This is a genomic window from Bacillus sp. USDA818B3_A, assembly GCF_009928415.1.
Classification (GTDB): Bacteria; Bacillota; Bacilli; order Bacillales; family Cytobacillaceae; genus Neobacillus.
Window position 1 is genome coordinate 79,033 of the sequence record NZ_JAABNN010000017.1, and the last position, 13,919, is coordinate 92,951.

Annotated in this window: 11 protein-coding genes; 10 read left to right on the top strand and 1 reads right to left on the bottom strand. The window is 41.1% G+C overall.

Annotation, left to right across the window (positions count from 1 at the left end; all coding sequences use genetic code 11):
• The first annotated feature begins 219 nt into the window (after nucleotides 1-219).
• The 5 genes from lpdA (at nucleotide 220) to GXK58_RS20740 (ending at nucleotide 5,852) form a co-directional block, all read left to right on the top strand.
• Entirely contained in the window at nucleotides 220-1,572 is a 1,353-nt protein-coding gene (lpdA, locus tag GXK58_RS20720; RefSeq protein ID WP_160725083.1) for a dihydrolipoyl dehydrogenase, read from the top strand.
• Between the two features lie 23 nt (nucleotides 1,573-1,595).
• The gene (locus tag GXK58_RS20725) at nucleotides 1,596-2,543 is read left to right on the top strand and encodes a thiamine pyrophosphate-dependent dehydrogenase E1 component subunit alpha (protein WP_160725084.1); all 948 of its coding nucleotides are present in this window, start codon (nucleotides 1,596-1,598) and stop codon (nucleotides 2,541-2,543) included.
• 18 nt (nucleotides 2,544-2,561) lie between these two features.
• Nucleotides 2,562-3,620: an alpha-ketoacid dehydrogenase subunit beta gene (locus GXK58_RS20730; protein WP_160725085.1), complete on the top strand. Its 1,059-nt coding sequence runs from the start codon at nucleotides 2,562-2,564 to the stop codon at nucleotides 3,618-3,620.
• Between the two features lie 13 nt (nucleotides 3,621-3,633).
• Nucleotides 3,634-4,881 carry a dihydrolipoamide acetyltransferase family protein gene (locus tag GXK58_RS20735; protein ID WP_160725086.1) on the top strand — a complete coding sequence of 416 codons (1,248 nt, stop codon included), beginning with the start codon at nucleotides 3,634-3,636 and terminating at the stop codon, nucleotides 4,879-4,881.
• Between the two features lie 191 nt (nucleotides 4,882-5,072).
• Entirely contained in the window at nucleotides 5,073-5,852 is a 780-nt protein-coding gene (locus GXK58_RS20740; protein ID WP_160725087.1) for an acetoin reductase, read from the top strand.
• Nucleotides 5,853-6,773: 921 nt separating this feature from the next.
• Here GXK58_RS20740 and GXK58_RS20745 read toward each other — a convergent pair.
• Entirely contained in the window at nucleotides 6,774-7,280 is a 507-nt protein-coding gene (locus GXK58_RS20745; protein ID WP_160725088.1) for a hypothetical protein, read from the bottom strand.
• A gap of 777 nt (nucleotides 7,281-8,057) precedes the next feature.
• Between GXK58_RS20745 and GXK58_RS20750 the strand changes: the two genes are divergently transcribed.
• From GXK58_RS20750 to GXK58_RS20770, 5 genes are all read left to right on the top strand, one after another.
• On the top strand, nucleotides 8,058-8,840 hold the full coding sequence (locus tag GXK58_RS20750) for an IclR family transcriptional regulator (protein ID WP_160725089.1): 783 nt from the start codon (nucleotides 8,058-8,060) through the stop codon (nucleotides 8,838-8,840).
• A 122-nt stretch (nucleotides 8,841-8,962) separates the two neighbouring features.
• Complete coding sequence (gucD, locus tag GXK58_RS20755; protein ID WP_160725090.1) at nucleotides 8,963-10,429, top strand: alpha-ketoglutaric semialdehyde dehydrogenase GucD; 1,467 nt, start codon at nucleotides 8,963-8,965, stop codon at nucleotides 10,427-10,429.
• Between the two features lie 194 nt (nucleotides 10,430-10,623).
• Nucleotides 10,624-11,574 carry a U32 family peptidase gene (locus tag GXK58_RS20760; protein ID WP_160725091.1) on the top strand — a complete coding sequence of 317 codons (951 nt, stop codon included), beginning with the start codon at nucleotides 10,624-10,626 and terminating at the stop codon, nucleotides 11,572-11,574.
• Nucleotides 11,575-11,610: 36 nt separating this feature from the next.
• A complete protein-coding gene (locus GXK58_RS20765; RefSeq protein WP_160725092.1) occupies nucleotides 11,611-12,570 on the top strand; it encodes a fumarylacetoacetate hydrolase family protein in 960 nt (319 codons plus the stop codon).
• Between the two features lie 195 nt (nucleotides 12,571-12,765).
• The gene (locus tag GXK58_RS20770) at nucleotides 12,766-13,896 is read left to right on the top strand and encodes a 2-keto-3-deoxygluconate permease (RefSeq protein WP_160725093.1); all 1,131 of its coding nucleotides are present in this window, start codon (nucleotides 12,766-12,768) and stop codon (nucleotides 13,894-13,896) included.
• Nucleotides 13,897-13,919 lie beyond the last annotated feature (23 nt).

A 13,919-nucleotide genomic window follows, 5' to 3' on the forward strand; every position in this document is an offset into this window, starting at 1 on the left:
GAGTTTTTTTGTGTCTCAAGAAAATGAGACAATGAGACACCTGAGACACAATCCGTCTCATTGATACAATACTTTTAGATGAAGGAAAGTACAAAGGCAGAGGAACGGCGTTGTTATGACAACATTTTCAACACTTTTTAAAAGTTGGCACGGTACTTGCATTATATATGAGTGTAAAGAAAACATTCCATTTAAAACGAATGAAGGTGATGAACAGGAATGAAAGAGTTTGATCTAGTTGTCATTGGTGCAGGACCTGGGGGATATGTTTCCGCCATCCGGGCTGCTCAATTAGGCAAAAAGGTAGCGATCGTCGAAAGAAAGAAAATAGGTGGAACCTGTCTGAATGTCGGTTGCATACCATCAAAAGCCCTTTTGAAACATAGTGAAATGGTTGAAGAAATTCAAAAGGCAAATAGCTGGGGCATTAAAACCGGCGAAATATCGATTGATTTTCCAAAATTGATGAAACGTAAAGATCAAGTCGTACAGACGTTAACCGGTGGTGTTCATCATCTGTTAAAGAAAAACGACATTACCCTTTTTCAAGGAGAAGCGTCAATTTCGGATGCTTTAGTTGTTTCCATTGGAGACGTCAAAATCAGAGGTAAAGATATTTTATTAGCAACAGGAAGCACACCGTTTATCCCTCCTATTAATGGTTTGGATAAAATAAACTATCACACTACCGATACATTCTTTGACTTGAAGGAACTGCCAAAGTCCATGGCGATCATTGGGGGCGGGGTCATTTCCATAGAGTTAGCTTTCGCCATGGCTCCACTAGGAACAAAGGTGACCATTATCGAAGTAGCTCCTGACATTCTATTAACCGAAGACCTTGACGCACGAAAAATCATTAAAAAGCACTTGCAAAAGAAAAATATACAAACCATTATAAAGGCCAAAATCCAGGAAGTACAAAAAGGGAAGATCATATTAGCGGATCAAGAAATTCCATTTGACACTCTTTTGGTGGCAACTGGAAGAAAACCAAATATTGAAGTAGCACAAGGACTTAACCTACAAATGGATGCATCGAACAAGTTTGTGGCAGTTAATGGTGATTATGAAACTAGCAAAAAACACGTTTATGCAGTGGGGGATTTGGTAGGAGGCTATCAATTGGCACATGCAGCAAGTGCCGAAGGTCTGATTGCGGTTCAGGCCATGAATGGCGATTATCCTCAACCCCTAGATCAAACGGAAATTCCTAGATGTGTCTATACCCATCCTGAAATCGCCTCATTCGGGCTCAATGAAGAACAAGCCAGGAATGCCGGATATGATGTGAAAATAACCACATCTAACCTTTCCGGAAACGCGAAAGCCATTGCGATGGGAGAAACGGAAGGATTTATCAAAATTATCTCGGATCATCAATATGAGGAAATACTAGGTGCCGTTATTGTGGGGGCGAATGCAACAGAGTTAATTGGAGAAATTTTGGCCATGAAGCACTCAGAAGGCACGATGAATGAACTAGCAAGCATGGTGCATGCCCATCCTGCCATTTCTGAAGCGATCGGAGAAAATGCAAACGCTTTACTCAAACAAGCAATTCATATGTAAACAAATAAAGGGAGGAATAATTAATGGAAAAGAAAGAAGTCCTTTGGATTTATCAAAAGATGAATGAGATTAGGTTTTTTGAAGAGGATGTGCATCGTACTTTCGGAAAAGGTTTAATTCCAGGATTTGTCCATTTGTATGCAGGGGAAGAGGCTGTTGCAACAGGAGTCATGGCACTATTAGATGATGAAGATTATATTACCAGTACCCATCGTGGACATGGACATGCGATTGCAAAGGGTTGCGATATCAAAGGCATGATGGCAGAGATTATGGGTAAAAAAGATGGCTTAGGTGGAGGAAAAGGTGGATCCATGCATGTTGCTGACGTTGGTAAAGGAATGCTGGGTGCCAATGGAATTGTCGGGGGTGGTTTCGGCTTAGCAGCTGGTGCCGCTCTTAGCATTAAGACTTTAGGAAAAGACAATGTCGCGGTCTGCTTCTTTGGTGATGGAGCGTCAAATGAAGGGACATTCCATGAAGGTCTAAATCTAGCTTCTATTTTAAGCTTACCGGTCATCTTTGTCTGTGAAAATAACCAATTTGGTGAGGGTACGCCATTTAGATATGCAAGTGCATCTGAAACCGTTTATGAACGAGCATCCTCTTATAATATGCCAGGTGTACGTGTGGATGGCATGGATGTTGAGGCTGTTTACAATGCTACAAAAGAAGCCATCGAAAGGGCAAAGTCAGGTAACGGCCCTACCCTAATTGAATGTGATACATACCGGAAATATGGTCACTTTGAAGGGGATGAACAAAAATATAAAACGGATAATGATCCAAATAAAGACCGCGATCCCATTCTCGAATTCAGAGAAAAGGCGCTTCAGAATGGTTGGATGACTGCAGAAGAAGCGGATGGTATTGAAGTACAAGCTAAAGAAACGATCAAAGAGGCAGTAGCTTTTGCTGAAGCAAGCCCACTGCCAGATTTAGAAACTTTATATACGGATATTTTTGCATAAGAAGAGGGGGAATGAAAAATGACAAAAAGACAAGTAACTTTTATGACTGCTATTACTGAAGCGATGACACAGGCAATGCGAGAAGACGAAACTGTTATCTTAATTGGTACGGATGTTGCTGGCGGTGCTGAAGTCGACCATTTAGTCAAAGACGATGGACGTCATGATGATGCATTCGGCGGGGTTTTCGGATTATCGAAGGGGATGGTAACAGAGTTCGGTAGAGGACGTGTCATCGACACACCCATCGCAGAGCATGGATATTTTGGTGCGGCAGTCGGAGCTGCTGCCACAGGTTTACGCCCAATTGCTGAATTAATGTTTAATGATTTTGTTGGATTCGCTTTGGACCCAATTTTAAATCAAGCAGCCAAGATGCGCTATATGTTTGGTGGAAAAGCAAAAATCCCTCTTACAGTTCGGACGGTCCATGGTGCGGGCGCTGGTGCAGCTGCGCAGCACTCTCAAACTTTGTATGGGATGTTTGGTGCGATTCCAGGTGTTAAAGTGGTTGTTCCTTCTAATCCATATGATGCAAAAGGATTGATGTTAGCAGCTATTGAGGAAGATAACGTAGTTGTTTTTTCAGAAGACAAGACCCTTTATGGCATGAAAGGGGAGGTACCTGAAGAATATTATACCATTGAAATTGGTAAGGCCAATGTGACAAGAGAAGGAACGGACCTTACAATTGTGGCGATTGGTAAAATGGTTCGGGTAGCCCATGAAGTGGCAGATACACTAGATAAAGATGGAATCTCAGTGGAAGTCATTGATTTAAGGACGGTTGCCCCTTGGGATCAAGAAACTGTGTTGGAATCGGTGAAGAAAACGGGAAGATTAATCGTTATGGATGAGTCCAATCCACATAACAACACAGCTACAGATATTGCCTCAGTAGTCGCGGATAAAGCCTTTGATTATTTAGATGGTCCGATTAAAACGGTCTGTGCACCAAATACGCCGGTACCGTTTGCATATAATTTGGAGCAGGCCTATATTCCGGATGCAAACAAGGTATTGACTGTTGCAGAAGAATTAATTTCTGACTTGAAAAAACAACTTGTAATGAAATAGGAGGTGAAGCGGAATGAGTGAAACAATCGTAATGCCTAAATTAGGAATGACGATGACTGAAGGTACCATTGTTGAATGGTATAAAGAAGTGGGAGATCCTGTTAACGAAGGCGAAGCGGTTTTAATGATCAGTTCAGAAAAATTAAACCAAGAAGTTGAATCTCCAATATCGGGTACTTTACTTGTTAAAAATGCGGAGGTCGAAGAACAGCTAGAAGTCGGCGCTCCAATAGCTGTGATTGGAGAAGAGGGCGAAGTGGCTGTAACGAATGAATTACAAGTAGAGCAATTAGCAACAGCCACTTTAGAGGTTGATCCACCTGCTAAAGTGAAGGCAGCCGAAGGAAAGAAAGTAAAAGGTAACCGGATATTCATTACTCCATTAGCGAGAAAAATGATTAAAGAAAATAATCTGGATATTGATTTCATTAAGGGTACTGGTGGAAACGCTAGGATTACTAAACAAGATATCCAACGTGTTTTAGCGGGCGGTTACGATTATCAAGCAGAGTCACAAGTTGCCGCAGCCCTAGCTGCACCTGCTGTCAATTATGAAACCGCTTATGAATCCGCAGGTGAAGGTCTTCGTCCGATGCGAAAAGCGATTGCTCGCAATATGCGTAGAAGTTTGGGACAAACCGCTCAATTGACTTTACATCGAAAGGCAAATGCTGATCGATTAATTGATTTCCAACAAGTTTTAAGGAAAGAAATTGCGTCTGCTGATTTAGATGTCAAACTTACTTTGACTGTATTGGTTGCTAGAGCAACGATTCTAGCTTTACAAGATTTGAAGAAAATGAATTCCCACTACCAGGATGGCAAATTGACAGAGTTTGATGAGGTTCATCTAGGTATTGCCACTTCTTTAGACGATGGCTTGTTAGTCCCTGTCGTTAAGAATGCCCATCAGAAAACAATCGGCACGCTGGCAAAAGAAATAAAAGAACTATCGGGGAAAGCAAGAAATGGTCAGGCAGGAGGAGACTTACTAACTGGCTCAACATTCACGATTACCAACCTTGGGGCCAGTGGAATTGAGTACTTTACACCTATATTGAATACACCAGAAACAGGTATTTTAGGAGTAGGGGCCTTCCAGGATGAATTAGTCTTAGATGAAGAGGGCAAAGTGAAATCGGTTAAGAAAATTCCATTTAGTCTCACCTTCGATCATCAAATAGCTGATGGGGCTCTAGCAGCAGAATTCCTAAATGCCCTAGTTAAATATATTGAGACACCTTATTTACTGGTTCTCTAGTAAAAGTATTAAAAGAGATTAACAGTTAATGAATAGCCATCTACTGTTAATCTCTCTTTACATAGGATCATTTTAAGCTAAAAAGGGTAGCGCAATGGCAAGAGAAAAATCTTATATCAATAGGGTTTAATCTATTGAGATTTAATAGATTTTTTTATGAAATCATAAGAACATTTTTGGAGGGAATCATAATGACTAAACAAAAAGTTGCAGTAATTACTGGTGCAGGTCAAGGAATTGGTAAAGGGTTAGCAGAACGCCTGGCAAAAGATGGCTTTTCGATTGTACTTAGCGATATTAATGAAGCAATCTTAAGTGAAGCGGTTAAAGAATTTGAAGAAAAAGGTGTTAATGTAACTTCATTTATAGGAAACGTTTCTAAATTAGAAGATCAAGTAGCGCTAGTTCAAAAAGCAGTAGATACATTTGGCAGTGTTGATGTGTTTATTAATAATGCTGGTATTGAAGGACAGGTGGCCCCACTTTCTCAAGCAGATCCAAATGCTGTAGATCGTGTTCTTGATATAAATGTTAAAGGTGTCATATACGGCATTCAAGCAGCCGCGAATCAAATGAAAAAGCAAGGAACTGGCGGCAAAATTATTAATGCCTGCAGCATAGCTGGTCAGGAAGGTTTTGAAATGTTAGGTGTATACTCGGCATCGAAATTTGCTGTTAAAGGCTTAACACAAGCTGCTGCTAAGGAACTCGCAAAAGATAAAATCACCGTTAATTCTTATTGTCCTGGAATTGTAGGGACATCTATGTGGGAACGTCTCGATGAGAAAATGATGGAGCATATGGGTACAAAAAAAGGTGAGGCATTCCAAAAATTTGCAGAGGGAATTGCAATTGGGCGTACTCAAACTCCTGATGATGTGGCGAATTTAGTTTCCTTCTTGGCATCATCCGATTCTAATTATATTACGGGGCAAAATATTTTAACTGATGGTGGCATGGTTTTCAATTAATTCTTACAGTAATCGAAGAAGGTTTCGAGGCTTTACTAAAAGAAAGAAAGACGAAATCAAATAGCAAATCACATAAACTTCACAGTTAAAAAGGCTTAAAGTTGCAAATATCTTTAAGCCCTTTTTTGAAATTCTTTATTTTACTAAACCAGCACCCGTAAGATGTACAAGTTTATTTGACGCTAATGCGAGCTTGATAATAAGCGGAGAAATTTCTCTTAATTTTGAAATATCGCTGAAAATAGCCTAAATAGACGGAGAGATTCCGACTATTGACTCGAAAAACATGAAAATGGTTCATATTCCTTTGTTTAATCGGAAAACTTCCGCTTATATACCCCGAATTGAGCCCTATTCTACAGTATAACCGGAAAACCTCCGCTTATTTTAACTACCGCTGGTCACTCAATTAAGGATAAGACTTCTTATTAAATCACAAATAATTCGAAGGAAATAGATCCAATATTGGATGCAAGGATACTGTTAAAAAGCTGCCTAAACCACTAAAATTGGTTGGTATTTTTATATCCATCCTATTAATTATTATTTTAAGTTTAATACAGTAACTGAACTTAGGATTAATCATGTTGAACCTTACTATGAACATTCTACCCCTTCACCTAATCTTCTATAAAATTCAAAGTATGAAAGGTCCCATCCATTGACTATTTTAATAATGTTTAAATATTAAAAATGCCGTTAAGAACACTTTGTGAAGGTCTTCTTCATGATATTGAAACTACCATTATCTTTGTTAACTTTCTAAGTCCAAGCTAAACAGAAAGTTGGCCCTTTTCTTGTGAATTTGAAAAAATATTTGAAGATATCGGTTAGAGCAGAAGGGGCCTAGTTTGGTCTCTTTTTATTTTATTAAAAAAAGCCCATTATCTCTGTAGTATCAGAAATAATGAGCTTATTCTTTTAAGGTATATATTGTTCCGTAATTTTTGTTACAACCCCATTTTTTATCTCTAGATGGAAAGGAATTTGATGTTGCTTATCCCTCTGTTTCAAAAAGGTAATAAACTGACTTTTAGTTACTTTTTCATTCCATTTAATTTCGTATAAACTACGTGTCTGTAAGATATATTGGGCATTATTTGAAATGGTAAAGGTACGTATCTTTGGATTAACGTTTCGAATCCAGTACCCATCTGGGGCACCATCCATTTCTTTCTGGCATTTACAATCCTTGAAAAATTCCTTATTAGCAGACTTACCGAAATACCATTGTATGTAATCAAATTTTCCCACCCATTTCCCATTAACCTGCTTGAAGGAAGTAATATAGGTGGTTGCCTTTTCCGTTTTGGGAGGGTTTGTAATGTTTGTTTTTGCAGTTGCCTGTGAAAACTGTGAGGGCAGTAGCAGTAATGTAAAAATCATTAATACAGAAAAGAATACCTTCATTAATCCTTGTAATTTCATGCAAAATTCCCCCTCTTATCACTTTGTCTTCTAGTTAAAATATATTGCAATTAAATTAAAAAGAGTGTCGATATAGGGGTACCCAGAGAATATTTTTTTGAAACCATTTTCAAAGTAAATGTACATATTTAGTTTCTATTTGATTAAGCGGAGGCATGGGAAGGAGAAGGCACGGTTCTGGTGGTGTTTGGAAAACCATGGGAACCCTTCGTTGGGCATTTCCAAAGTACTTTTATTTGAAAAACAATCCTCAATACAACCGATATGACTTTATATCGGGAGGCGATTTGCCATCGTTCTTTTATCAGCTCTCGACATTTCTTTCATACAGCTAGAGAGAGGAATTCAGAGTTAGCGGTGATTATTTCATTTTTAAACAAATGTTTGATTAATGGCGAATTATTGGAGAAATTCAAGTATAAAGTTAGTTCAATCGAAAACAATAGAATTTTCCGGGAAATTAAGTTTTTTTCTGTGAAATACGCCAACTTTTATCGACAATCTTTTTTCTGGTTTCTAAGAGAAAACCATACACTACAAACCTTTCGGCTGTTTTAATTAAACGTTTGAGTAGTTTAGTAAATAGGGGGGATTGGTCGAAACATTGTCGTTCGTGAAAAGCAGGAGGGGTTATTTGTTGTAAGTATTTGACTGCAACCTAAGTTTTTTTCTAAAAATTATTTGAAAATTCATATTAGTATGATAGAATGACTTTAGTAGTTTAATATTTAAAACCTGGTTTACTATAATAAACCTTTCGAAGTGAAGTGATAGTTTATGAAGGAAAAGTATTGGGTTCCAGCGATTGAGCGTGCTGATAAGGTGTTAAGGCTTATTGGAGAGTTTCCCAATCAGCTGCGGTTGATTGAGTTGTCCAAAAGACTGGAAATGAATAAAAGCTCTCTATTTTCCCTGCTGAATACGTTGGAAACATTAAAGTGGGTCACCAAGGGGGAAGGTGATACTTACTCTTTAGGTCCTGCCTTGGCGGGGATTGGTTCAGCTTATTTTCAACAGTTTAATATTGTTCAGTCCTTCTATAAAGAGGCTGCTCGTTCGGTTCATATAATAAATGAACATATCCAATTAGGGATTTTAGAGGAAGGCGATGTCATTTATTTGGGAAAAATGGAAGGGGATTCACGCGTCCGTTTGGTTACAGACCCTGGTATGCGTTTTCCTGCCCATGCCTCCGCCATTGGAAAAATGCAATTAACGGGATTTTCTAAAGCAGATCTGAAAGAAATTCTTCAAGAACCGTTGAAGAAAAAAACGGAGTTCACGATTTCAGACATCGATACGCTTTATGAGAACCTGCAAGAGGCGAAGAAAAATGGTTATGCCATCGAGAATCAGGAGGCTTCTTTAGGATTTCATTGTGTAGCAGCGCCGGTCTATAACTTTGAGAATAAAATGATCGCTAGTGTTAGTTTTACGATGATGACCAATAGCTGGGAACAGAAGAGAGAGGCGGCAAAAGAGGAAATCCTCCAGCTAGCCAGCCGCTTATCACAGCTTGCCGGCTATGCCGCCTCCCAAAGTAAAGAACCGAATAAATAGTTCTAATTAGGCTATGTCCAAGTCCAGGCCGCAAAAAAACGAATACATTTAAAACCGGCTTAGGCCGGCATATATAAAGCAAAAGATCCAAATACATTATTGCCAAAGGGAGTGGGATTTTAATGCTAATTGACACAAATTTGAAAGCGTTTAAAAATTTTATTAACAATGAATGGCAGGAATCAGCATCTGAGAAAGTCATCCCCAGTATTAATCCGGCAAACAAAGAAGAAATCGTAGGCTTTGTGCAAAATTCTACCATTGCAGACCTTGAAAAAGCTGTCCTTGCCGCCCATCAGGCGAAAAAAAACTGGCGCAAACTGGGGCAGGCTGCCCGCGGCCAGCTTTTATTTAAGGCTGCAAATATTTTAGAAGAGAACTTGGATGAGATTGCTGAAACATTAACAAGAGAAATGGGTAAAACCCTTCCGGAGGCTAAAGGCGAAACCGCCCGTGGCGTGGCCATACTTCGTTATTATGCTGGGGAAGGTATGAGGAAGGAGGGGGATGTGATTCCATCTTCTGATTCGGAGGCATTAATGTTCACGAAGAGAGCTCCACTTGGAGTTGTTGGCGTCATCACTCCATGGAATTTCCCTGTTGCCATTCCAATCTGGAAAATTGCACCCGCTCTTGTATATGGAAATACCGTCGTTTTCAAACCGGCAACAGAGGCGGCTGTAACGGCCGCAAAGGTAGTTGAATGCTTTGTAAAAGCAGGCTTTCCAGCTGGTGTGTTAAATTTTATCACCGGTTCCGGGGCCATCATCGGCCAGGGCTTGATTGATCATCCACTGCTAAATGCTATTACCTTCACCGGATCGGAAACGGTTGGTGCAGGAGTGGCAAAATCAGCGGCTGCAAGGGGGATTAAATTCCAGTTGGAGATGGGCGGCAAAAATCCTGTGATTGTGACAAAGGATGCCGATTTAGATGCCGCGGTTGAAGCTGTCATCAGCGGGGGATTCCGTTCCACCGGTCAAAAATGTACCGCTTCTAGTCGGGTCATTGTGGAAAGTGCCGTTTACGAAGACTTTAAAGAGAAATTAATAGAAGCCACGAAAAAAATAACCGTCGGCAATGGTTTGCTAGAAGGAATATGGATGGGGCCATGTGCCAGTGAAAGTCAGTTCCATACAGTGCGAAGCTATATTGAAAAGGGAAAGGCAGAGGGCGCTTCACTTATTTACGGTGGAGAAACGTTGACCGGCGGGGAGTATAGTCAAGGATTTTATGTTACACCTGCCATTTTTGAACATGTGAAACCTGAAATGGCCATCGCCCAAGAGGAAATTTTTGGTCCGGTTGCGGCTCTTATCAAAGCAGCTGATTTACAAGAAGCGATTGAATTTGCCAATGATACGAAATATGGATTGAGTGCATCTATTTTTACAACTAATATTGCAACGCTACTGGAATTTATTGATGAAATCGAAGCGGGTCTTGTCCGAATCAATGCGGAGAGCGCAGGGGTCGAGCTGCAGGCGCCGTTTGGCGGGATGAAAGCATCCAGCACAGGCTCCCGCGAACAAGGAGAGGCGGCAAAAGAATTTTTCACGGCAATTAAAACTGTCTTTATTAAAGGGTAAGAAAAGCAAGAAAGTTAGCGGTTCCAGTGTAGCCGTGCAGACATAATCTTTTTTTCGGGAGTCTTTGGCTAAGGGGTTTCTACTATATTCAGTTGACCAGATCTGGGGCAAAGGAATATAGAAATCTCTTAGTATTTAATAGAACAATAAAGAAAGCGCTTCACTATTAAACTATCGCGAAAGAAGGTAAAGAAATGAGAGAATCCAGAGAACTTTTAGAAAAACTTGGTTATCCATCAACTGATTTAAGAGACCTGCCCACTTCCACCAAAACATTTCCAGATGGGGCGCAATACCGGATTGAACTTCCTAGTGTAGAAGGACCAATCGCATTAACAGAGATGTTAGATGAAATCGACCACTATGGTTTAACGATTCACCGGGTATCGCAGGGAAGCGGAATTATGCTCCAAACAGACGAAGAAATTTTAGAGATGTGCCGTCTGACAGCCGAAAGAGGAATGGAACTTAGTTTGTTTGTGGGACCAAGGGGCACTTGGGATATTAGTGCCCAGCCGCTGACGGATGGTGGAAAATCAATTGCCTTGCGTCACGAGGGGGCCGATCAGCTGGTTTATGCGATGGAGGATTTAAAAAGAGGTGCCAGACTCGGACTGCGGGGAGCACTTGTGGCGGATGAAGGCCTCTTGCTGCTGACAAAGGAAATGAAAAAACAGGGCCAGCTTCCGGAGGACTTTGTGGTAAAGGTATCGGTACAAATGGGCGCCGCCAATCCAGTGTCAGTCAAGTTAATGCAGGACCTCGGGGCAGGCACTTACAATGTTCCTACTGCCTTAACGCTACATAAGCTTGCGGCTATCCGCCAGTCGATCGATATCCCAATCGATTTATATGTAGAAGTGCCGGACAATTTAGGCGGTTTCCTCCGCTATTATGAAATTCCGGAAATTATTCGTGTATTAGCACCGGTGTACATCAAATTCGGTCTGCGGAATCATCCAGATGTGTACCCATCCGGAAAACAATGGGAGAGTACCAACATTTCACTGGTGAAAGAACGTGTCCGCCGTGCGGCGCTAGGCGTCCAAATGATTGAACGATATTATCCTGAGGCCAAAACATCCAAACTAGGTGCCGAAGGACTAGGGATTCCAAAGATTGTATCTGCAACGGCTAGTGTATAACTGCATTTCTTGAAAAATTACTAGGAGGAATGGAAGATGAAATTCGTAACTTACCGTAGTGAATCGGGTTCACAGCTTGGCGTCGTAATAGCAGGAGATCAAGTGTTATCTGTAGTGGAATTGAATGAACGTTACAAGGGGCAGATCACACAAGGCTGTACGATTCCCAATGATATGAAGCAGTTTATTGAACAAAGTGAAACCATGCTTCCTTATATAGAAGCCCTTCTTACAAGTTATGTGAATGATTCAGAAAAGGTGGACCTTTCTATCGGATCTTTGGCTGATGTCGAAGTTTTGCCTCCGATCTCGCAGCCGGAAAAAATCATTTGTGTCGGCCTAAACTACATAGACCACTGCAAAGAAACCAATATGGAGCCGCCGACCTCACCGGTTATTTTTTCAAAGTATGCCAATACCATTGTTGGCGAAAAGGACGCCATTATCCTGCCTGTTAATTCCCAGCAAGTCGATTATGAAGCAGAATTGGCGATTGTAATCGGAAAAGAAGCAAAGTGTGTGTCAGAAGCGGAAGCGGAGGACTATGTGTTTGGTTACACGATTATGAATGACGTCAGTGCTAGAGATCTTCAATTTGCAGACGGCCAATGGTCTCGTGGAAAGTCTGCGGATACCTTTGCACCGATAGGACCAGTGATTGTCACAAAAGAAGAGGTCGGAGATCCGCATCAGCTGGATATTTCGCTCACACTGAATGATGAAATCATGCAGCAATCCAACACCTTGAATTTAATTTTTAAGATACCTACTATCATTTCCTATTTATCTCAGAGCATGACATTAAAACCGGGTGATCTGATTGCAACTGGAACACCCCCTGGAGTAGGAATGGGCAGAAATCCGCAAGTGTGGTTGAAGGAAGGGGACAGAGTATCGATTTCCATTGAAAAAATTGGCACACTGACTAATCATGTAAAAAATGATTCAAAAAACATCCAACATTCATCAGACAAGACCCTTTTAACCTCTAAGTGAATTTCTTCTAGATTTTTTTAAACCGGCTGGCTCAGAATAAGCATTTAGACCCCATACGATGGAGTTGTGAGGTGAACCTGCTTACGAGTCAGCCTCCACTCTCTTCTAAGAATGAACAGAAATCCTATAGATTATTTGCAAACGGTTACATTGCTGTTTTTTCAAATCTATAAATATAAACAGGAGAGTGAAAGAATGAAAATCAAGCAAATAATTGATAGAGTCCCTGGCGGCCTCATGGTTGTCCCTTTACTAGCAGGAGCCTTGTTTAATACGGTTGATCAACTGCATCTTCCCTTTATAATGGATCTTCTCAAATCACTGGGAGTTGCCCCTAATGAGGATGGAAACTATGAGTTTATGAAAATTGGAGGTTTTACACAGGCGTTATTTAAGGATGGTGCTTCCACCCTGTGTGCCTTATTTTTGTTTTGCGCTGGGAGCCAAATGAATCTCCGTGTCGGCGGAAAAGCACTTAAGAAGGGTGTGTTATTGACGACCTCCAAGTATTTAGCTGGGTTTGCCATCGGGATGATTTGGGGAATACTGTCCGACCCCGTTCATGGCTTCCTTGGTCTATCGACGATGGCGATTATTGCCGCAATGACAAATGGAAATGGGGGAATGTTTGCGGCGTTGACGGGACAATACGGAAATCGTTCGGATGTCGGAGCAACGGCTATTCTCTCCCTGAATGACGGGCCGTTCTTTACCTTGATGGCGCTTGGTATGATGGGTGCCAACTTCCCGCTTATTGCTTTTATCGCTGTCTTATTGCCGATTTTAATCGGAATGTTGTTAGGAAATTTAGATAACGAAATCCGCAGCTTTCTAGCGGCTGGAGAAACGTTGGTTATTCCATTTTTTGCTTTTGCATTAGGGGCCGGTATGAATTTGGCAAGCTTCTTTAACCCTGAGGTAGTTGGAGCTGGGGTGGTTCTTGCACTGATGACTGTTCTATTTTCTGGTGGTACGATGGCTCTTACCTTCAAGTTGTTCCGTGAAAAAAGTATTATTGCCCCTTGGGCGGAAGCTTCTACGGCCGGAAATGCCGTGGCCACACCTGCAGCGATTGCAGCGGCTGCAACGGTTGCCAGCGGTTCAGGATTAATGTCTGCTGCTGATGCTGAAGTATATCATGGTCTTGTGGCAGTAGCATCGGCACAAATCTCCATTTCGACGATTACGACGGCCTTTCTAGTTCCGATTGCGGTTATCTTGGCTGATAAGTATCAAAGGAGACGCGGCATCGATGGGAAAGTAGAGTTCCACGATGAGGTGCAAACAACCGGAATGAAAACTAGTATCGAAGAAAATCTGGGTTGATTTTTTGCAGTATTTCTACTATC